Raw genomic sequence first — 21435 nt, 5'->3', positions numbered from 1 at the left:
TTTGTCTAGACAAAAATTTAGATAAATAGAGATATAATTCACAAAAATTAAATTGTTGTTTTTATACAATATTTTTTTCAAAATATACACATTCTGGAGTTTTATAATCCAAAGTTTGATGCATCCTTTGTCTATTATAAAAGTCCATATATTCGTTAATTGCTGTCTTTGCCTCCTTTACTGTTGTTAAAATAATCCGATAAATTTTTTCCTGTTTTAATGATCGCCAAAAACGTTCAATAAAAATATTATCTAAGGCTCGTCCCTTACCATCCATACTAATCAAGATATTATGTAGCTTTAGCATACTAATAAAATTCTCCGAGGTAAATTGTACTCCTTGATCAGTATTAAATATTTTTGGCATACCATATTTTTCTATAGCGTCTTCAAGGGCTGTTACACAAAATTCACTTTCCAAACTAATGGAGATTCGCCAACTTAGAATATAACGACTATACCAGTCAATAATAGCTACTAAATATACGAACCCTTGGCTCAGTCTTATATACGTTATATCTGCACTCCAAACCTGGTTTGGCAATACTATTTCTAATCCTTTTAGTAAATAAGGATATATTTTATGTGCCTGATTCCTCTTGCTTAAATTTATTTTAGGATAAACAGCTTCAAGACCCATTATCTTGTAGTAACGTCTAACAGCTTTACGACCTACCGAAAAACTATAATGGTTCCAATATTTTGGACAGAAAAATAAGAAAAATGAGATAGAATTCTTTAGCAAACAAGGAGAGCTAGAGATGAAAAAACAAGTAAGGCAATATAGTGCTGAGGAGAAAGGCAAAATTGTCATAGAAGCAATTAAGGGAGAGCTAACAATAGCCCAGATAACCAGTAAGTATGGTGTTCATGCAACACAGATAAGTAACTGGAAAAAACAAGGTCTTGAGTTGTTAGTACAAGGTTTTAAGAATAAAACACAGAGTGCTGACCCAAATCAGCAGGGGTTAATCAAGAATCTATATGAGAAAATTGGTCAGTTAAGCGTTGAGTGTGACTGGCTCAAAAAAAAATCTGCATTGTTTGGAATTAAAGGTTAGGTGTAATATGATAGAGCCTAATCATAATAAGTTAACAATTGTACAACAGTGTAAGTTATTGGATATTAGCAGGTCAACCTATTACTACCAACCTACTGGTATTAGTGAACAAGATATCAAGATTATGGCAATAATTGATGAGACCTATACTATGCATCCATATTATGGTATGCGGCGGATGGCTAAATATTTACAAGCCCAAGGTTTTTCGGTAGGTCGTAAAGCTGTTAGACGTTACTACAAGATAATGGGTCTTGAAGCTGTTTATCCTAAAATAAATTTAAGCAAGAGGAATCAGGCACATAAAATATATCCTTATTTACTAAAAGGATTAGAAATAGTATTGCCAAACCAGGTTTGGAGTGCAGATATAACGTATATAAGACTGAGCCAAGGGTTCGTATATTTAGTAGCTATTATTGACTGGTATAGTCGTTATATTCTAAGTTGGCGAATCTCCATTAGTTTGGAAAGTGAATTTTGTGTAACAGCCCTTGAAGACGCTATAGAAAAATATGGTATGCCAAAAATATTTAATACTGATCAAGGAGTACAATTTACCTCGGAGAATTTTATTAGTATGCTAAAGCTACATAATATCTTGATTAGTATGGATGGTAAGGGACGAGCCTTAGATAATATTTTTATTGAACGTTTTTGGCGATCATTAAAACAGGAAAAAATTTATCGGATTATTTTAACAACAGTAAAGGAGGCAAAGACAGCAATTAACGAATATATGGACTTTTATAATAGACAAAGGATGCATCAAACTTTGGATTATAAAACTCCAGAATGTGTATATTTTGAAAAAAATATTGTATAAAAACAACAATTTAATTTTTGTGAATTATATCTCTATTTATCTAAATTTTTGTCTAGACAAAGGGGACCACCTTAGTAATGGGACTTGGTTCAATGGCATTGAAGCAAATGACGCCATATTCAGATTTAGAATTTGCTATTCTTACGGAGAACGATTATTACAAACAAAGTAATGATCCAAAGATAAAACAATATTTTAAGAACCTAAGCCATTTGGTAAACTTCAAGATGAGCAATCTAGGGGAGACCATAATTCCTACCAGTAAGTATGGTTTAGATATGAGTCACCTAGGTTCTGTTGACAAAATTTTTAACGTAACCATATTAAAGCTCCAACAAAATTTAGAAAGGCTAAAAAGGTGGCTGGGGCTTTATCAAACCTAGAAAATATACGCCTAAAATGTTTGATTTTACCAAAGAAACATTCAATTAAATGGCGTTCTTTATAAATATGTTTATCATATTCACGTTGTACTTTACGATTAGATTTTGGTGGTATAACAACCTCACACCCCTTATTTTCTAGGCTTTCTACAAACGCACTACTATCATATCCTTTATCACCTATCACCGTCGTATTCTGAACATCTTTAGTAAGATTTTCAGCCTGAGTGATATCATTTCTTTGCCCAGCAGTTAGTATAAACTTCAGTGGGTTCCCCAATGCATCAACGAGGGCATGAATTTTAGTACTAAAACCACCTTTGCTTCTACCTAAAGCTGCTTCCTCTTGATTACCTTTAATATATCCAGATGAGCAAGCATGTGCTCTTACAATAGTTGCATCAATCATCATTGATTCAATATCTACATCTACTTTAACATGATCCATTAAAGCTTCCCATATACCTTTGTCAACCCATCTCTTAAATCTGCGATAAACACTGTACCAACAACCATAATAATCAGGCAGAAGACGCCATTGACAACCTGTTCTAGCAATAAACCATATTGCTTCAATAAACTGTCTTATTTTTTCCTCATTCTTGTTGTGTATAGCTTTTTTTTTCTTGAAAAATGATAAAATTGCTTCCCATGCTTGGTCTTCTATGTAATACTTCATATCGGTAGTTTCTTGGTTTCGATAACTAGAAACTACCATTTCTTCTTACTATTGCAACTTCTTTATTCTACTCTGATAACTTAACATAAAATTTTGTCAACAGAACCTAGTACACAGAGGAGTTAACTTTGATCTTGGAGGGAAAACACCACTTGGCAGAATAGAAAAGGATAAACCATATGAGTTAATAAAAACAATAAATGAAATGCTGTATTATGTACGTAATGAAGGAGATAAAGCAAGTCATATAGATAAGAACTTACCATATATACTAGAAAAGGTTTGTTATGTGCATGGTAACGAGCAGCTTGTTAAGAGCTATAAAGGCAAAGTTACAAAATTTTTGCATAGTAAGAATGAAAATGATCCTCAAGGTAGATTAAACTGCGAAAGCAGAGTCCTTAAGCTACTAGAAGAAGGGGCAGTAGAAATTGACTATTTACACCAACCATCAAGTCAAAAACAGAAGAAAGGTGACTTAGACGCATTACAACCTAACTTATGGGGGGCTGAAGGTAGATTATTTGATGTTAAGCAGGAAATATACCGATTACCTGACCGTATATTATATAATCTTAGTATGTATTATGGTCTTGAAGGAGATAGTGCTTGGGATACAATTGATAAATTACGGGACAAAAAAGTGATAATTTCTGAAGCAGCAACAAACCTAAAAAATGCTGTAACTTTTGCAACTACTCTAAGATTAAAGACCTATCTGCACCATAAGGCACAAACAGAAGATATGTCAATATTTACTAAACCAGCTGAAACTGAATCGGAACTCAAAGCACAAGCAAAACAGATATTCTACTTATCGGAAGAAGATTTAGGAGAACAAGGTGGGTTGTTTCAATATTTTTATACTGCATTACCATTACATGAAAAGTTAAAATATTTCTGTGAGCAATATCAAACATTAGATAACACAAGTAAGCAAACATTTTTTCAGGAGAATAAGTTCTATATAGACGATCATGCTAATAAAGGGTTTATTCATTATAGGTTGGCACAATATAAGAAAGCACAGACCAATTTAGAGGAAGCGTTAGGTAATCCAGGAAATCAATATAATTTCCAAATAAGAAATACTTTAGGAAAAATTTATAATAATTTTGGTAATGGAGATAAATCTATTGAACAATTTCAATATTGTTTGGAGATGATGAAACTGATTTATAAAGACCAACCTCATCCAGATGTTGCTACTTCTCTTAATAACCTAGGGATAGCTTATAATGCTAAAGGGCAATATGATAAGGCGATAGAGTATTATACTGAAAGCTTGGAGATGATGAAACTGATCTATAAAGACCAACCTCATCCAGATGTTGCTGCTTCTCTTAATAACCTAGGGAGTGTTTATGCCAGTAAAGGGCAATATGATAAAGCGATAGAGTCTTCTACTGAAAGCTTGGAGATTTATAAACGCATCTATAAAGACCAACCTCATCCAGATGTTGCTGCTTCTCTTCATAACCTAGGGAATGTTTATTACAGTAAAGGGCAACATGATAAGGCGATAGAGTATTACACTGAAAGCTTGAAGATTTATAAACGCATCTATAAAGACCAACCTCATCCAGATGTTGCTGATTCTCTTAATAACCTAGGGGTGACTTATAAGGCTAAAGGGCAATATGATAAGGCGATAGAGTATTATACTGAAAGCTTGGAGATGAGGAAACTGATCTATAAAGACCAACCTCATCCAGATGTTGCTGCTTCTCTTCATAACCTAGGGAGTGTTTATGACAGTAAAGGGCAACATGATAAGGCGATAGAGTATTACACTGAAAGCTTGAAGATTTATAAACGCATCTATAAAGACCAACCTCATCCAGATGTTGCTGATTCTCTTAATAACCTAGGGGTGACTTATAAGGCTAAAGGGCAATATGATAAGGCGATAGAGTATTACACTGAAAGCTTGGAGATTTATAAACTCATCTATAAAGACCAACCTAATCCAGATGTTGCTGATTCTCTCAATAACCTAGGGGAAGTTTATCGTGCTAAAGGAGAATATAAGCAAGCCATATATTATGCTAGTCAAGCTTTACAAATGATATCTATTTTCCAAGACCATCCTTATCAAGAGAGCATACTAAAATATTTAGTACAATCTACTAAGTTGTTTGCTGAAAGCTATTGTTTAAATACACAGCAAATTTTAAACAAGATTGTTTTTTTTCTTACAAAGATTAGATTTTACAGACTATAAACTGCATTTTTTCCTACATTATCACAAGATAATAGTAATGCAAGTGAACAGCAAGTAGAAGAAATGATAGAAAAATATAAGTTAGCACTACTATTTCTTCCTAAAGAGGAATCAGCAATTAAACTGGAAATATATAATAAATTAACTGAGCTAACAGGAGTGAATCAAAAAAGTATTGAACTATGGCTAGCTGTGGCAGAAGGAGATGCATCTAAAGTACAAGAATTAATTAATGCTGGGGTTGATCTTGATAATGTACCGTTCATAACCACTACTCCATTAATACAGGCAGTGATTAAAGGAGATGTGGCTATGGTTAGGTTAATTTCAGAAAAGGCTGATATCAACAAAGCTGATAATGATGAAAATCAAGCTAGCCCTTTATATTATTCTTTAGGTTATGAAGACCAACCAGTAAATATGAAGATAGTTGAATTGTTACTAGCAAACGGAGCTGATGTTAATAAGCCAATGTATGATGGAAATACACCAATGCATATGACACATTACAAAGGTAACAAAGAGGCTATCAAGTTATTATTACAGTATGGAGCTGAGATTAATGCCAAGAACGATGAAGATAAGACACCATTACATTGTTTATTAAAGCAACCAGATGTTGGCTCAGAAACTAAGCTAGACATAATAAAAGAATTTCACGGGATGTATGATGTAACTGCTCAGGATAAAGATGGCAAAACTGTAATAGATTATGCCAAAGAGCATTGTCCAGAATTATTGTCATTATTTTCTGATAATGTTGTTGAGTCTAGTAATTCATCTATCACTAATACCATCACTAGTGATAATATTGATATAGATATACCTACACTTGGTGATAGTAATTCTCATCCAGAATGCTAAGTTTAAGTTTACACGATTACTTCTGAGTAGTAGTGTAGTACAATTAAACTAGAGTATTATTGTACTACACCAAGCCTACTAACAAGTGGTACAATTATAAGAAATATTAGACTTGTTTGTACTATTGTGGTACAATATTATTTTTTAAATAAAATTGTACCAGAGTTATTATGAAAATTGGATATGCAAGAGTAAGCAGTAATAATCAAGATTTAGAATTACAAAAAGAGGAACTACTAAAGGCAGGATGTAAAAAAATATATAGCGAATCAGTTAGTGCTAAAGATAATAACCGAATTGAGCTAATGGCAATGATTGAATCATTACGTTCAGGTGATATTGTAATGGTTTATAAAATTGATCGGATTGCTATATCTCTAAAAGGACTAATTGAGCTAATCGAACTACTAAATAACAAATCTGTTGAGCTTGTGTCCCTTGATTCAGGAGATAAAGTAGATACTACTTCGCCTATGGGGAGAGCATTTTTCCAAATAGCTGGAGTATTTGCTGAATTAGAACGTAGCATGATTAATAGCAGAACTAAAGCAGGAATTGCTAAGGCTAAGCTTAATGGAGTAAAATTTGGTAGAAGAGTTGGTAGTAGCAACAAAACAACTTTAGGCAAAATAGAAAAAATAAAGATTTTTCTGCAAGCTGGTAAAACTTATAGTTGGATTAGCAAGGAATTGTTTGTCAGTAAAAAAACAATATCTGATATTAAAAAATTGTTACAGAAAAATGACCGAGCGTTTAAAACATGAGCAAATCTGATAGATTAATAAGTTAGTAAAATGACAAAAAAGTTAAAGCATGATTCATTAGTCAAAACAATAATGGCTGATCCTATAGCAGCCCAAGAATTTTTGGAATATTATTTGCCTAATGATTTTAAGAGTTTAGTAGATTTATCAAAAATAACAGTAGAAAAAGAAAGTTACATAGAAGAATCTTTAAACAAGAAATATAGTGATATAGTGTATGGAGTTGCTACCAAGAATCAGGGTAAGGCTTTTGTGTATGTGTTGATTGAGGCTCAGTCGAGCGTTGATTATTGGACAGCTCTACGATTATGGAAATACACATTGTTATTATGCGAAAGGCATAAGAAAGGAAGAAAGAAATTACCATTAGTATATAATTTAGTAATTTATAATGGTAAAGAAGTTTATACTGCCCCTAGGAATTTATGGAGTTTATTTACCGATGCAGTTATAGCCAAGAAAGTGATGACAGAAGATTATCAATTGGTCGATTTACAAAGCATGTCTGATGATGAAATAGTGAAGAAGAAGCATGTTGGTATGTTAGAATATATGCTAAAACATATCCATAAACGAGATATGATAAAGCTTTGGGAAGAATTTCTGCAGAGATTTAAATTAGAGATATTAGTAGATAAGGAAAAAGGCTATATTTACATAAAATCGTTTTTATGGTACACTGACGCTAAGCTTCCTGAGGCAAAGCAATCAGAATTAGAGCAAGTACTAACCAAATATTTATCAGAAGAAGAACAAGGTGTTATTATGAGAACTGTTGCACAAAAATATATCGAAGAAGGTGAAGCCAGAGGTATCCATATAGGTAAAGCTGAGGGTAAAGCTGAAGGTAAAGCTGAGGGTAAAGCTGAAGGTAAAGCTGAGGGTAAAGCTGAGGGTAAAGCTGAGGGTGAAAAACAAAAAGCAATCTCTATAGCTAAAAATTTACTAAATGCTGGTTTATCTGTTGACTTTATTACTCAATCCACCGGCTTGAGTCTATCGCAAATTGAGTCTTTATCCAAATAAGTGGAGAACGTTCAGTGAGGAGACCATTCAAAACTTTTTCGGTAATTCGATGACTTAAGGTTGTTTGCAACGTATAATGCTTATTATACGATTAGATATACCAAAATATAAATGCGTAAAACATGATCATCCTGCAGGGATAAGGCATTTGAGTAAGATAACTTATTGCAGGATATTTTTCTATAACAGAGAAGAAATTAACAGCAATTCCTACTCCTAGTTCGCTTTTGCCCCGTTTCTGTAATTTAACCCAAATATAGCAGATTCTTTAAAACCAGAAAAATAAAAAGATGCGGCAGCATGACTTAAATGGTGATCGTAAGTTCTAATTACATTCTCGTAACCTAAAACTTCTCTTATCTCCCGAAGAGGTAGATCATAATCAAGCCATTTATACTCATTGTCTGACTCACTTGCAAAAGGATATTGCAACTGCCTTGACAGCTTCTTCTGTGGACTTTCGTAAAAGCCAATATAATCAATATCTTTTATTGATAAATTAGCTTCCTCAAGGCAGTACCTAAAAGATCTTACTGGAAGACGAGGATCATTTTTGAATCTTGAGAATCTTTCTTCAGCTGCTGCTGCGACGAGCTTACCATCCTTAAGCAACGCACAAGCTGAATCATGAAAATGAGATGAAATTCCTATAACATTCATTAAATATTATCTCAATTTAATATTTGCTTTTTCAATTCTATTAAGTAGTTCACCATCTTTTAACCTACTAAATATATTTTCAATATCATTACTCATGTAACGATCTCCATTTAATGTTTCAACATATTCTCTAATAAAGTTGTAAGTGATTTTTCCTGCCTCACTTAGGCTGCTACAACCGTCCATAATGTCAACTGCCTGTACTCCACATATAGCCTCAATTGCTAAAATATAATAGTTATTGTCTAAAATTTTTCGATTATTTCTTGATGCAATTAGCCCCATACTTACAACATCCTGATTATCTCCATTTGACGGGATACTCTGTATACTTGCAGGAGAGCATATGCACCTATTTTCTGCAACTAAAGCTGTGGCTGGATATTGAGCCCCTTCAAATGCACAATTTAGACCAGGATCAGACTTTGCCAAAAATTCTGGTAATCCATTACTTAAGTGTTTGTTCAGTAATCTATTTATTCTCCTCTCTGACACTACGCCAAGCTGTGTGAGTGCTATTGAACAATAGTCCATTACGAATGATACTGGTTGCCCATGGAAGTTTCCACCATGAAATATTTCTTTGCCCTCAAAGAACAACGGGTTATCGTTAGAAGAGTTCACTTCTATTGTTACAACATTTCTTGCATGTTCTACTGTATCTCTGACAGCACCTAAGATTTGTGGTACACATCTTAATGTATAAGCTTTTTGGATGTACGTTTTAGTTTCAGTAGTAGAACCATCTTGTTTTTGGCTTATTAGCTCATTTTTTAAATTACTGTGTGATGAGATTAATTTACTACCCTCGAGTAATTTAAGTAAATTTTCTGCACAATCTAACTGACCTTTATGAGGTCTAGCAAGATGACCTTCTTTCTGAAATGCACCACTAGAGGAATTCAAAACTTCAAGTATAAGTGCAGTAATTATTTCTGCTTGTTTTACTTGCTCAATGGAGTTTTCTAAATTTAAACAAGCTATTCCAGTCATAGCAGAAGTACCGTTTATCAGGGCTAAGCCTTCCTTGTACTTCAACTCTAATGGTGCTATATTGTATTTTTTAAGTAAATTTATAGTATCTGTCTTATTTCCGTCCTCATCAAAAACATAGCCCTCACCGATACATGTTAATGCAAGGTGAGCGAGCTGTCCCAGGTCTCCACTAGCACCAAGTGAGCCTATCTCAGGAATAGCTGGTATTATGTCATGCCTTAGATATAGGAGTAATTGCTCAACTAATTTTCTTCTAACGCCTGAGTTACCTTTGCAAAAAGCATTTATTCTTACTGTAAGAATCGCTTTACACTGCTCTTTAGACAAAAGATTACCAACGCAAGCAGCATGACTCCTTATTAAATTTGTTTGCAACTCTTTTTCTAGATTTGTACTTATGAGTTGGTAGACCATTTCACCATAACCGGTTGTTACACCATAAATTGGCTCTTTATGGACTGCGTCTTCTAGTATAGAACGTGACTTCTCAATTTTTAAGTAAACTGATTCATCAATGTAAGGTATAGCTCTTCTTTTAACAATCTGACAAACATCCCTTATGCTGAGGGATTCCCCATCCAAAATAATATTTTTCATAATTGTACCTGTTGCTAAATAACTTAATTTATGAAATGCTATAAAAATTAGTACTATCAATATTTTTAGTTTATATTACCAATAATACGCACTATAAGGTTAAATCATCCCAAAATTATTGTCAATAAAACTTTTGTATTAAAACTTTTGTATTACGTATGAACTCAATAAAAAGCAAAGTGATGCAACCAAGATTGGTAACTCTATAAAAGATGATAAAGTAGCAACAAGAACTATACTACTGATCAAAAAAGATATGCACATTATCGAAGTAAAACCTCCCATTGCCTACCAAGGTCATGACTTGGCATTATATTTGTGAGCATTAATATTAACATTGTATAGCTTGTTAATTCAAAAAATCCATATATAAAATATAAAAGTAAAACTATATAAATTATTTTCAGTGAGTTAACCACTCTGCACTGCAAGTGCAGAGCTTAATATTACGGCATAAATGCCTTTAGCCTGGATATTGCATGATGAATTATCAGTAAATCTTTCTATCCCTTGAGTAATAAAGGTTACGAGATTAAATTTGATAAAACTCAAGAATACAATTTGTATTTTTGTATAATTCCTCTGAACCCCTTATATTACAAGGGGTTCAGAGGTGAATTTTGCTACCTTCATGCAATATCCGGGTTAGCCACAGCTAATTTTCAACTTGAAAGTCTCCGATATCTTCATCTTTACCTTCATGTTTTTCTATATAGGCTTTGATCATTTGATCAGTGACATTACCTGTAGTCCTTACAAAATATCCAACAGCCCATAGATGTCTACCCCAATACCTCTTTTTTAATTCCGGAAATTCTTGCTGAATCTTTCTAGGTTCTGTTGACAAAATTTTTAACGTAACCATATTAAAGCTCCAACAAAATTTAGAAAGGCTAAAAAGGTGGCTGGGGCTTTATCAAACCTAGAAAATATACGCCTAAAATGTTTGATTTTACCAAAGAAACATTCAATTAAATGGCGTTCTTTATAAATATGTTTATCATATTCACGTTGTACTTTACGATTAGATTTTGGTGGTATAACAACCTCACACCCCTTATTTTCTAGGCTTTCTACAAACGCACTACTATCATATCCTTTATCACCTATCACCGTCGTATTCTGAACATCTTTAGTAAGATTTTCAGCCTGAGTGATATCATTTCTTTGCCCAGCAGTTAGTATAAACTTCAGTGGGTTCCCCAATGCATCAACGAGGGCATGAATTTTAGTACTAAAACCACCTTTGCTTCTACCTAAAGCTGCCTCCTCTTGATTACCTTTAATATATCCAGATGAGCAAGCATGTGCTCTTACAATAGTTGCATCAATCATCATTGATTCAATATCTACATCTACTTTAACATGATCCATTAAAGCTTCCCATATACCTTTGTCAACCCATCTCTTAAATCTGCGATAAACACTGTACCAACAACCATAATAATCAGGCAGAACACGCCATTGACAACCTGTTCTAGCAATAAACCATATTGCTTCAATAAACTGTCTTATTTTTTCCTCATTCTTGTTGTGTATAGCTTTTTTTTTCTTGAAAAATGATAAAATTGCTTCCCATGCTTGGTCTTCTATGTAATACTTCATATCGGTAGTTTCTTGGTTTCGATAACTAGAAACTACCATTTCTTCTTACTATTGCAACTTCTTTATTCTACTCTGATAACTTAACATAAAATTTTGTCAACAGAACCTAGAACTCTTACCCTTTAAATATTGTACCAATTTGCTAATACTTTGATAAGGAGGTATCGATACATATATATGCACGTGGTTCGCAGCAACCTTACCTCTTATTATTTCAACTCCATTATCTTTACATATCTCCTGTACTAGATATTTGGTACGTCTACCAATATCTCCTATTAATACTTTATATCTATACTTCGTTACCCAAACTATGTGATAGGTACAGTCGTATATTGTACAGGGCTGTAATTTAGGTATTGCTGTAATTTCATTACTTTTATCATATACTTTCTCTTGTGCTAAAACTGTTCGACATTCGCTAGGGTGTGTCGTCACGAGATTTGAGCCCACATTAGTAAAGCCCTTAAACAAAGACCCGCCATGTATGATTTTGTATTTTTAGCATATCTTGTTGCTATACCACGCCATTCTTTAAATTTTTGAAATGTATTTTCAATAATGTGCCTTAGCTTATATAGATATTTATCTATCTCTCTTTGAATCTTCCTGTTTCTTTTTGATGGTATTACAGGAATTATGTTTGCATTCACAGCCGATTCTATTATGGCGTTTGTATCGTAAGCTTTATCAGCCATAAGATGTTGTGCCTCCATATTCTGGATTAACTCACAAGCTTGAGTACAATCATTTCTGGAACCTTCTGTAACAATAATTCTGACCGGCATACCATACGCATCCACGGCCATATGTACCTTTGTATTGAGTCCCCTTTTGTGCGACTAACCGTTTGATTCCCGCCTTTCGCTCCAAGTCCTGCTTTGTGAGTTTTTACAAATGTAGAATCTATCATTAACCATTCAAAATCAGGAGCATTTATAAAAATATTTAGCAAATTCTCCCATATCCCATTATCACGCCATCTACAGAATCTTCTGTGTACATTCTTCCAATTGCCATAATCAGGAGGCAAATCTCTCCATGGAGCTCCCGTTCTAAATATCCACATCACTGCATTTATAAAAGTTCTATTGTCTCTTGCAATACCTCCCCAACAACCTTTCTGACCAGGTAAATTACTTTCTATCTTATTCCAAAGCTCATCGCTTATATCATGTCTTCTATGTGCTAAACTCATTGCTTCTTATCGCCTATTTTTATTACTACAATTATAATAACAAATCACATAAAATTATGCAATCACAATCTCGTGACGACATATCCTAGTATCAAGGAGAAGGCACATAAAATATATCCATATTTACTTACTGGTTTAGTGATTGACAGAGCTAATCAAGTATGGGCTACTGATATTATATATATTGCCATTGAAGGAAAGTTTATGTACTTTATTGCAACAATTGATTTATATAGTAGATATATTATAACTTATGAATTGTCGCCATATATTGAAGCTGGATTTTGTGTATCTACACTTAGAGAGGCGTTAACAAAGCACAATCCTGAGATTTTTTAATAGTGATCAAGGGGTGCAGTTTACTAGTAATGATTTTATTAAAGAGTTAAGTTCTAGAAATATAAAAATTAGTATGGATCACAAGGGGAGATGCTTTGATAATATATATGTTGAGAGGCTTTGGAGAACCTTGAAACAAGAAGCGATATATTACTATAAACCAAGTAGTATTAGGGAATTAGAAATAGTAATAAAAGATTTTGTTAGTTGGTATAATTACCAAAGACGACATCAAAGTTTACAGTATAAAATACCAGCTGAAGTGTATTATACAGTGTAAAAAAAGATATCTGTATTTTATAGATAAAAAAATTAAAAAAACGGATCATTTATGAAAATTTGGTCTAGACAAATGGGGGTAGTATAAGGAATAGATATATAATGGATTCACGATTATTCCCTTTAAAACAAGGATTTTTTGGAAATGAAATAGAACCAATCATAGAGAAGAATTATATTTGGAAAGGACGCCCCCAAAGATTAGCCATTATAAGGTATTTTGTACAATAATGTATGTGTTAAGAACCGGGATACTGTGGAGGGATTTACCAAAATGCTATGGATGTTGGTACACCATCTACCAACGCTTTAAAAGAGGCAGCGAAAAAGGAATATGGTGGAAAATCTTAATAATCTTACAACAAAGTAAAAATTATTAATTAACATAGTAATTACGGATAGCACAACCTTTAAACTATATCGACACAGTGGTGGGTTAAAAGGGGGATGCAAAGCAAAGGAAAAAGTAAAGGAGGAATGAGTACAAAATTACATCTTGCTATGACTACGTCATGGCACATAAAAAGGATTTTTAACTGCTGGCAATAGGAACGATATTGCTGTAGCAGAATAGTTAACTGCAGACATCGTTGGATGTGATGTTATCCAAGATCGTGGATATGATAGTAATAAAAATAGACCAAACCTTGAGTCTCAGAATAATATTACCGTTATCCCTGGCAGAAAAAATAGAAAAACAGAAATTGTTTATGATAGAGAAAAATACAAACTTAGAGGAGCTATTGAAAGATTCTTTGGAAAAATAAAAGAAAATTAGAGGCTTACTGTCTGATATGAAAAAGATGATCTTTCTTTCCTCTCGTTTATCGCTCTTGCTGCTATTAAATTATACCTTTGTTAACAGTATCTAGGATATGTCGTCACGAGATTGTGATTGCATAATTTTATGTGATTTGTTATTATAATTGTAGTAATAAAAATAGGCGATAAGAAGCAATGAGTTTAGCACATAGAAGACATGATATAAGCGATGAGCTTTGGAATAAGATAGAAAGTAATTTACCTGGTCAGAAAGGTTGTTGGGGAGGTATTGCAAGAGACAATAGAACTTTTATAAATGCAGTGATGTGGATATTTAGAACGGGAGCTCCATGGAGAGATTTGCCTCCTGATTATGGCAATTGGAAGAATGTACACAGAAGATTCTGTAGATGGCGTGATAATGGGATATGGGAGAATTTGCTAAATATTTTTATAAATGCTCCTGATTTTGAATGGTTAATGATAGATTCTACATTTGTAAAAACTCACAAAGCAGGACTTGGAGCGAAAGGCGGGAATCAAAAGGTTAGTCGCACAAAAGGGTGCTCAATACAAAGGTACATATGGCCGTGGATGCGTATGGTATGCCGGTCAGAATTATTGTTACAGAAGGTTCCAGAAATGATTGTACTCAAGCTTGTGAGTTAATCCAGAATATGGAGGCACAACATCTTATGGCTGATAAAGCTTACGATACAAACGCCATAATAGAATCGGCTGTGAATGCAAACATAATTCCTGTAATACCATCAAAAAGAAACAGGAAGATTCAAAGAGAGATAGATAAATATCTATATAAGCTAAGGCACATTATTGAAAATACATTTCAAAAATTTAAAGAATGGCGTGGTATAGCAACAAGATATGCTAAAAATACAAAATCATACATGGCGGGTCTTTGTTTAAGGGCTTTACTAATGTGGACTCAAATCTCGTGACGACACACCCTAGCAAAAGCCGATACCATATGCAATGGGTTCTTGTCGTCATCAAATGTATGAGTGCGTCAAGATAAGGTGCATTAATCTTACGGGTGAAAGTCCCGTTATGGAAGGGGTAGCTAGCTTCACCATATAGCGAGTCTTGTGCTGCTGAAGGTAACGACAGTAGTAAAGCGTAGATAGCGAAACAATCGAGCCGAAACCAAATGGTGAACGTGATAGCCCCGAAAATTAACTTGTAGTGGGAGTTGATGTTTTTCATACAACAGTAAACAATAGGAGATTGGAGGTCAAACTAGCGAAAATCCAAAAGTCTTCAACCACCGGGGTCGCAGGCCACAACTGTTGAAAGTTAGAAGGTAAAGAGGGTTTTAGATAGGTTTTCTGTCATTGCGAGACCACGTAGTGGTCGTGGCAATCCATCTTTGGTTACTTTTATGGATTGCTTCGTCGACCTAATACCAATTGAAATAATTAACGCGGTATATTAATCCACTCTCTATACATAATTGATTTTACTAAAGTTACATTTTTACTAAGTTGATTCCAGGCATAGCAAGCATTAGCAACGATATCTTCGTATACACCGTAACATTGATTAGATAGGAAGTGATTTTTGATCCACTGCCAAATTTGTTCCATCGCATTTAATTCCGGTGCGTATGGCGGAAGCGGTACCAAGGTAATGTTACTTGGAATAATTAATTTTTTCGCTGCATGCCACCCGGCATTATCTGTTAATAATGCAACATGCATACCAGAATCAATAGTCAAAGAAAATTCATCTAAGAACTTATTCATTGAATCAGTATTGGTATATGGTAAAATTAACGCAAAAGATTCGCCCGTATCTGTAGTGGCTCGCTTTCGAAATGACATTGGCTTGCTTTCATTGTAAAAACCGGCTCAAATTAAATGACTTTTTAAATTCAATCTGGCTCACTTTAATTGACCACCAAAAATATCTAGCTCAAATTAGACGATTCTATACTTTCCTTTGGCTCACATTATTTGACATTATCATTTGACAATATTATTAATTTTTTGGGGTGTAATATAATAGGGTGTGCCGTCACGAGATTTGAGCCCACATTAGTAAAGCCCTTAAACAAAGACCCGCCATGTATGATTTTGTATTTTTAGCATATCTTGTTGCTATACCACGCCATTCTTTAAATTTTTGAAATGTATTTTCAATAATGTGCCTTAGCTTATATAGATATTTATCTATCTCTCTTTGAATCTTCCTGTTTCTTTTTGATGGTATTACAGGAATTATGTTTGCATTCACAGCCGATTCTATTATGGCGTTTGTATCGTAAGCTTTATCAGCCATAAGATGTTGTGCCTCCATATTCTGGATTAACTCACAAGCTTGAGTACAATCATTTCTGGAACCTTCTGTAACAATAATTCTGACCGGCATACCATACGCATCCACGGCCATATGTACCTTTGTATTGAGTCCCCTTTTGTGCGACTAACCGTTTGATTCCCGCCTTTCGCTCCAAGTCCTGCTTTGTGAATTTTTACAAATGTAGAATCTATCATTAACCATTCAAAATCAGGAGCATTTATAAAAATATTTAGCAAATTCTCCCATATCCCATTATCACGCCATCTACAGAATCTTCTGTGTACATTCTTCCAATTGCCATAATCAGGAGGCAAATCTCTCCATGGAGCTCCCGTTCTAAATATCCACATCACTGCATTTATAAAAGTTCTATTGTCTCTTGCAATACCTCCCCAACAACCTTTCTGACCAGGTAAATTACTTTCTATCTTATTCCAAAGCTCATCGCTTATATCATGTCTTCTATGTGCTAAACTCATTGCTTCTTATCGCCTATTTTTATTACTACAATTATAATAACAAATCACATAAAATTATGCAATCACAATCTCGTGACGACATATCCTAATTTGCCGATAGGGATATTTAAAATATCTGATGGTGTATTTATTGAGTTAGTTGTTGATGTATTGATAGGTTGTTTAGTCATAATAGTCTCTTTTTTAAATAAAATTGTAACTATATAATTTTATTAAACCCCAGCTATTGCAATCTTAAATTACCAAAAATAATTAATTTTTTAGTTAATTTCTAATACTAAAGTGTACTTATTAATACAACTAATTATATAAAATTATCTTCCTCCGCAAGTTAATAATTTTATTTTATAAGTAACCTTAAGTACTAGACATTAGGCTAAAAACTATTCCTCTAGATATATTCACATTACAATTAATTTTTATTTAAAGGTTATTATGAAACTATCAATTTGGATGGAAGTAAATAATTTAAAAATCGGTAAGGTAGCTAAATTATTTAAAGTCTCACCAGCTCACATTTACAAATATCTCTACGAAAAAACCATCCCAAGACCCAAAGTGATGGAAAAAATTTTTTTAGCAACCTATGGAGTTGTTACTCCTAATGATTTCTATGAAATTAATACAGAACTTTTGGAAAAAAAATTACTCGAACAATTAAAATATAAAGTAATAAAAAAATGAGAAAAATATGAATAAAGATAAAAGAACACCAGAAGAAATATTTAATAATTTAGCATTAACCATTCGTAATTCACATGATCAAGAAATAAGTGAAGAAGAATCAAGAAAGCTAGCAAGAAATCTTATAAGGTTTTGCCAAAGGTTTATCGAGATTCGACTTAGAATAGATAAAGAAAAAGAGTCGGCAACTAAAGATTGACTTTATTAGGAAGCTGGTTAGAATAACAGTTGGAATGACAAACGTTATTCTGGGATGTCAAAATCTCTAGCAAATTAGTATTTAAAGATATTTAGTAGTTCGCCATATGGTCTTTCATCAAAAATTACCATTATGCAGAACATTATAGTATCTTTTACAATAAAAAAATTATCAGAAATAAAGGAGTTTGAAATGACTGACAAAGCTGTAAAGGCAATTATTTTATCGCGTGTCTCTTCTAAAGATCAAGAAGAAGGTTACTCACTTGAGGTACAAAAAGATCGGCTAGAGAAATATTGTGAACGTAAAGGCTTGCATATTATACAAACCTTTAAACTTGTTGAATCCTCTACCAAAGGTGATCGTAAACATTTTATGGAAATTATCAAATTCATCAAGAAAGAGCGAGAGCCTATCGCTTTTGTTGCTGATAAAGTTGATCGTGTCCAAAGAAGCCAAAAAGAATCTCCTATACTAGATGAGCTAGTTAAACAAGGTAAATTGGAATTACATTTTAACAGTGAAGGTTATGTTATTCATCAGCATTCAAGTGCTCATGAATTAATGATGTGGGGCATGGGCGTGGTATTCGCTAAATGCCACACTGATTTATTAAGTGAAAATGTTAGAAAAAGTTTTAAGCAAAAAATAGAAGTTCATGGGGAGTGGTATGGTCCCGCTCCTATTGGATATTTAAATAAACGGGATGAAAGAGGTAGAGGGATAATAGTAATTGATCCAGTTAATGGTAGTATTATTAGCAAGATATTTGACACCTATGCTACAGGAGCATATACTTTATCAGAAATGGTAACCAAAGCTAAGGACTGGGGATTACGTAGTAAGAAGGGTTATCATATTGCTAAGTCAGTTATATATCGCATACTACAAAATCCTTTTTATTATGGAGAAATGAGGATAAAAGGAGATTTGTGGTTGCATCATTATCAAACACTTACTAATAGAGAAATTTTTAAAGCTTGTGAGGCAGTACGTATGGGTTGGCATAAAAAACCTTTTCAATATCGAGGTAAAGAATTTTTATTTAGAGGCATCCTTAAATGTGCCGTTACCGGTAATTTAATTACTTCTGATACTAAGAGCAAAAAATATAAAAATGGCGAAATATCAGAATGGACTTACTTAAGAGCTTGGAGTCCAAAATATCCTAAAAAAGCTATTTGGGTCAGGGAAGATGAAATATTAAGGCAAATTGAGGAAGTATTAAAAACCTTACAAATAAAAAATCCTGAGATATTAAAACAAATAATGGATTATTTAACAAGTGTCAATAAAGACAAGGCTCATGAATTTAACCGTGAAGTTGGAGAATTAAAACAAGAGCATACCGTTATTCAAAATAAACTCGATAGATTGATGGATTTCTTAGCAGATGACACCTTAACTAGAGAAGAATTTTTTCGTAAGAAAACTCAATTAAAGGAAAGACAATATGAATTAACTGAATTAATTAAGAGTTATGACAAAGTAGATGATAAGCTTTCTAAAAAGCTTGCAGACCTTATAAGTATCAGCAAAAACGCCTATGAAACTTTTAAAGGTTCGACAATTGTTGAAAAAAGGGAATTATTAAATTTTATGTTTTCGAACCTAACACTCGAGGGCTGTAAGCTGCATTACGTTCTGGCTTTTCCATTCACAGAAATGCAAAAAGTAGCAAGTTGTGCCGAATGGCGGATAGGGTGGGATTCGAACCCACGGTACGGTTGCCCGTACGCTAGTTTTCAAGACTAGATCCTTAAACCACTCGGACACCTATCCAAGGTAATACATATCAGATAAACTGAATAAGTTCAAGTATAAATATTTATATAATATAATTTGAGATAAGTTAAATTAGACTTCCTGCAAAGAAATATCAACATTCTAATTTAATCAGTTAACGATTTTGCTATTAGACAATATAAATTATTGTAAGAAAACTTGAATATTTTTTAACTGACGTTTATACTGTCCCCATCATGCATTTATTAATACTATTCCCATCATTTTATAAAAATAACTAACTATGATAAATTCACGCTTTTATAAGAAATCTGCCTCTTATAAATTATCAGAAATTATAAAGTTAATAGATGCTGAGATATCATGTTTCACTGACTTGTTAATCCATGATGTTAAGTCTTTAGAAGAGGCTGATGTTGGTGATATAACTTTTTTAAGTAATAGCAAATATATTACCCAATTTCAAAACACTAAAGCTTCATGCTGCATAGTTCCAGAGAATTTTTTACAAGAATCTAACAATGGAACAATATTATTAAAAGTAAAGAATCCGTATTTCTTTTATGCAAAATTAGTGGATTTGTTCTATAGTAAAGCAAAGACTTATCCTAACAAAATTATGCAATCTGCCTATATTTCGGATTCTGCCACTATAGGAAATAATTGTTATATAGGACATAATGTTGTTATTGAAGATCATGTTGTAATAGGTGATAATTGCGTTATAGAATCTGGGACGAGTATAGATTATGGAGTAGTAATAGGTAATAGAGCATTAATATACTCAAATGTTTCAATAAGTTACAGCATAATAGGTGATGATGTGGTAATATTACCTGGAGCAAGAATTGGACAAGATGGTTTCGGTTTTGCAACAGATAAAGGGGTTCACAAGAAAATTTTCCATACAGGTATAGTTAAAATAGGTAATAATGTTGAAATAGGTAGTAATACTACTATTGATAGGGGATCAATAAATGATACTGTGATAGGAGATTTATGTAGAATAGATAACTTAGTGCAGATAGGACATAATGCTATAATAGGAAGGGGGTCGATTATTGTTGCACAGGTCGGTATATCAGGTAGTACTACAATAGGGGCATATTGTGCTCTTGGAGGGCAAGCAGGACTAGTCGGACATATAGTACTGGGTGATAAAGTACAAGTAGCAGCAAAAGCCGGTGTTATAAAAGATGTTGAATCAGGAGTAACAGTTGGTGGATACCCTGCCGTATCGATTAGAGATTGGCATAAACAATCAGTAATTATGAAACAGCTTATAAAAAATGGAATGTAGATGAAGATTAATATTAATATTATAGAAATAATGGAAATGCTACCTCATCGCTATCCATTTTTATTAATAGATAGGGTGCTAGAATTTAAGCTTAATGAATCAATTGTTGGTATTAAAAATGTTACTGTTAATGAACCACAATTTACTGGTCATTTTCCAACAAGACCAGTAATGCCCGGTGTGTTGATTGTTGAGGCTATGGCTCAGCTTTCTGCTATTTTAGTAGCAAAATCAATGGATTTTACAAAAGATAAGGATATATTCTTTATGTCTATTGAAGAGACAAAATTTCGTAAAATTGTTGAGCCAGGTGATACGTTACATATTTATGCTAAAATAGAGCAAAATAGAGGTTCTGTTTGGAAATTCTCAAGTAATGCTAAAGTTGATGAGCAGATAGTTGCAGAAAGCAAATTTACGGCAATGTTTAAAAATAGGAATTAAT

The 21435-nt window shown here is 33.3% G+C and carries 23 protein-coding genes, 1 tRNA gene and 3 pseudogenes; 16 read left to right on the top strand and 11 right to left on the bottom strand.

All coding sequences use genetic code 11. The features are described 5' to 3' along the window. Positions 1–61: 61 nt before the first annotated feature. On the bottom strand, positions 62–745 hold the full coding sequence (locus ACFELY_RS07225; protein WP_375334055.1) for an IS3 family transposase: 684 nt from the start codon (positions 743–745) through the stop codon (positions 62–64). A 16-nt stretch (positions 746–761) separates the two neighbouring features. On the opposite strand from ACFELY_RS07225, the gene ACFELY_RS07220 reads away from it, so the two are divergent. Continuing rightward, a complete protein-coding gene (locus ACFELY_RS07220; protein WP_375333457.1) occupies positions 762–1061 on the top strand; it encodes a transposase in 300 nt (99 codons plus the stop codon). A gap of 7 nt (positions 1062–1068) precedes the next feature. Further along, positions 1069–1887 (top strand): IS3 family transposase, encoded by an 819-nt coding sequence (locus ACFELY_RS07215; protein WP_341758831.1) that lies wholly within the window; start codon positions 1069–1071, stop codon positions 1885–1887. Positions 1888–2196: 309 nt separating this feature from the next. Here the strand turns inward: ACFELY_RS07215 and ACFELY_RS07210 are convergent, their stop codons facing one another. After that, positions 2197–2949, bottom strand: a complete 753-nt coding sequence (locus tag ACFELY_RS07210; protein ID WP_375334093.1) for an IS5 family transposase — start codon at positions 2947–2949, stop codon at positions 2197–2199. Between the two features lie 205 nt (positions 2950–3154). Here ACFELY_RS07210 and ACFELY_RS07205 point away from each other — a divergent pair, with 205 nt between their 5' ends. The 4 genes from ACFELY_RS07205 (at position 3155) to ACFELY_RS07190 (ending at position 7827) form a co-directional block, all read left to right on the top strand. After that, positions 3155–5173 (top strand): tetratricopeptide repeat protein, encoded by a 2019-nt coding sequence (locus ACFELY_RS07205; protein WP_375334054.1) that lies wholly within the window; start codon positions 3155–3157, stop codon positions 5171–5173. A 63-nt stretch (positions 5174–5236) separates the two neighbouring features. Continuing rightward, positions 5237–6037, top strand: coding sequence for an ankyrin repeat domain-containing protein (locus ACFELY_RS07200; RefSeq protein WP_375334053.1), 801 nt, complete (start codon positions 5237–5239; stop codon positions 6035–6037). A 170-nt stretch (positions 6038–6207) separates the two neighbouring features. Further along, a complete protein-coding gene (locus tag ACFELY_RS07195) occupies positions 6208–6801 on the top strand; it encodes a recombinase family protein (RefSeq protein WP_375334052.1) in 594 nt (197 codons plus the stop codon). Between the two features lie 30 nt (positions 6802–6831). After that, positions 6832–7827 (top strand): Rpn family recombination-promoting nuclease/putative transposase, encoded by a 996-nt coding sequence (locus ACFELY_RS07190; protein WP_375334051.1) that lies wholly within the window; start codon positions 6832–6834, stop codon positions 7825–7827. Positions 7828–8043: 216 nt separating this feature from the next. On the opposite strand, the gene ACFELY_RS07185 is transcribed toward ACFELY_RS07190, so the two are convergent. From ACFELY_RS07185 to ACFELY_RS07160, 6 genes and pseudogenes are all read right to left on the bottom strand, one after another. Continuing rightward, positions 8044–8487: a carbamoyltransferase N-terminal domain-containing protein gene (locus ACFELY_RS07185; protein ID WP_375334050.1), complete on the bottom strand. Its 444-nt coding sequence runs from the start codon at positions 8485–8487 to the stop codon at positions 8044–8046. 6 nt (positions 8488–8493) lie between these two features. Next, on the bottom strand, positions 8494–10080 hold the full coding sequence (gene cmdF / locus ACFELY_RS07180; RefSeq protein ID WP_375334049.1) for a tyrosine 2,3-aminomutase: 1587 nt from the start codon (positions 10078–10080) through the stop codon (positions 8494–8496). A 655-nt stretch (positions 10081–10735) separates the two neighbouring features. Next, positions 10736–10945, bottom strand: a complete 210-nt coding sequence (locus tag ACFELY_RS07175; RefSeq protein ID WP_375334048.1) for a transposase — start codon at positions 10943–10945, stop codon at positions 10736–10738. Continuing rightward, positions 10933–11685 (bottom strand): IS5 family transposase, encoded by a 753-nt coding sequence (locus tag ACFELY_RS07170; protein ID WP_375334166.1) that lies wholly within the window; start codon positions 11683–11685, stop codon positions 10933–10935. Before ACFELY_RS07170 ends, ACFELY_RS07175 begins: the two co-directional genes overlap by 13 nt. Before the next feature lie 105 nt (positions 11686–11790). Beyond that, positions 11791–12045: pseudogene (gene tnpA, locus ACFELY_RS07165) on the bottom strand (IS200/IS605 family transposase); the annotation flags it as partial. 74 nt (positions 12046–12119) lie between these two features. After that, a protein-coding gene (locus tag ACFELY_RS07160; protein WP_375329687.1) for an IS5 family transposase occupies positions 12120–12883 on the bottom strand; the annotation gives its coding sequence in 2 pieces (ribosomal slippage) (positions 12120–12526 and positions 12526–12883; 765 coding nt in all). Between the two features lie 87 nt (positions 12884–12970). Here ACFELY_RS07160 and ACFELY_RS07155 point away from each other — a divergent pair. From ACFELY_RS07155 to ACFELY_RS07140, 4 genes and pseudogenes are all read left to right on the top strand, one after another. Then, positions 12971–13502: pseudogene (locus tag ACFELY_RS07155) on the top strand (IS3 family transposase); the annotation flags it as partial. A 178-nt stretch (positions 13503–13680) separates the two neighbouring features. After that, positions 13681–13881, top strand: a complete 201-nt coding sequence (locus ACFELY_RS07150; protein WP_375333963.1) for a transposase — start codon at positions 13681–13683, stop codon at positions 13879–13881. A gap of 206 nt (positions 13882–14087) precedes the next feature. Beyond that, entirely contained in the window at positions 14088–14279 is a 192-nt protein-coding gene (locus ACFELY_RS07145; RefSeq protein ID WP_375334161.1) for a transposase, read from the top strand. Between the two features lie 179 nt (positions 14280–14458). Then, a protein-coding gene (locus ACFELY_RS07140) for an IS5 family transposase (RefSeq protein ID WP_375333312.1) occupies positions 14459–15222 on the top strand; the annotation gives its coding sequence in 2 pieces (ribosomal slippage) (positions 14459–14828 and positions 14828–15222; 765 coding nt in all). A gap of 477 nt (positions 15223–15699) precedes the next feature. Here ACFELY_RS07140 and ACFELY_RS07135 read toward each other — a convergent pair. Together ACFELY_RS07135 and ACFELY_RS07130 are read right to left on the bottom strand one after the other, a co-directional pair. Next, positions 15700–16104, bottom strand: coding sequence for a transposase (locus ACFELY_RS07135; RefSeq protein WP_375334047.1), 405 nt, complete (start codon positions 16102–16104; stop codon positions 15700–15702). Positions 16105–16297: 193 nt separating this feature from the next. Beyond that, a protein-coding gene (locus ACFELY_RS07130) for an IS5 family transposase (protein WP_375334046.1) occupies positions 16298–17061 on the bottom strand; the annotation gives its coding sequence in 2 pieces (ribosomal slippage) (positions 16298–16704 and positions 16704–17061; 765 coding nt in all). A gap of 72 nt (positions 17062–17133) precedes the next feature. Between ACFELY_RS07130 and ACFELY_RS07125 the strand changes: the two genes are divergently transcribed. The 4 genes and pseudogenes from ACFELY_RS07125 to ACFELY_RS07110 all read left to right on the top strand — a co-directional run. Continuing rightward, positions 17134–17268 (top strand): hypothetical protein, encoded by a 135-nt coding sequence (locus ACFELY_RS07125; RefSeq protein ID WP_375334045.1) that lies wholly within the window; start codon positions 17134–17136, stop codon positions 17266–17268. A gap of 228 nt (positions 17269–17496) precedes the next feature. Continuing rightward, positions 17497–17745, top strand: coding sequence for a helix-turn-helix domain-containing protein (locus ACFELY_RS07120; RefSeq protein WP_375334044.1), 249 nt, complete (start codon positions 17497–17499; stop codon positions 17743–17745). Positions 17746–17752: 7 nt separating this feature from the next. Then, positions 17753–17944, top strand: coding sequence for a hypothetical protein (locus ACFELY_RS07115; RefSeq protein ID WP_375334043.1), 192 nt, complete (start codon positions 17753–17755; stop codon positions 17942–17944). Between the two features lie 132 nt (positions 17945–18076). Continuing rightward, a pseudogene (locus ACFELY_RS07110) lies at positions 18077–18913 on the top strand (recombinase family protein); the annotation flags it as partial. Between the two features lie 723 nt (positions 18914–19636). On the opposite strand, the gene ACFELY_RS07105 reads toward ACFELY_RS07110, so the two are convergent. Next, positions 19637–19726: transfer RNA gene (locus ACFELY_RS07105), tRNA-Ser, on the bottom strand. A 247-nt stretch (positions 19727–19973) separates the two neighbouring features. Between ACFELY_RS07105 and lpxD the strand changes: the two genes are divergently transcribed. Together lpxD and fabZ are read left to right on the top strand one after the other, a co-directional pair. Then, complete coding sequence (gene lpxD, locus ACFELY_RS07100; RefSeq protein ID WP_375334042.1) at positions 19974–20990, top strand: UDP-3-O-(3-hydroxymyristoyl)glucosamine N-acyltransferase; 1017 nt, start codon at positions 19974–19976, stop codon at positions 20988–20990. Then, the gene (fabZ, locus tag ACFELY_RS07095; protein WP_375334041.1) at positions 20991–21434 is read left to right on the top strand and encodes a 3-hydroxyacyl-ACP dehydratase FabZ; all 444 of its coding nucleotides are present in this window, start codon (positions 20991–20993) and stop codon (positions 21432–21434) included. Position 21435 lies beyond the last annotated feature (1 nt).

Source organism: Candidatus Tisiphia endosymbiont of Xenochironomus xenolabis, assembly GCF_964264705.1.
In the GTDB taxonomy this organism is placed as follows: domain Bacteria; phylum Pseudomonadota; class Alphaproteobacteria; order Rickettsiales; family Rickettsiaceae; genus Tisiphia.
Note: the sequence above shows the minus strand (reverse complement) of the source record. Positions and strands in the feature narration are given on the sequence as shown.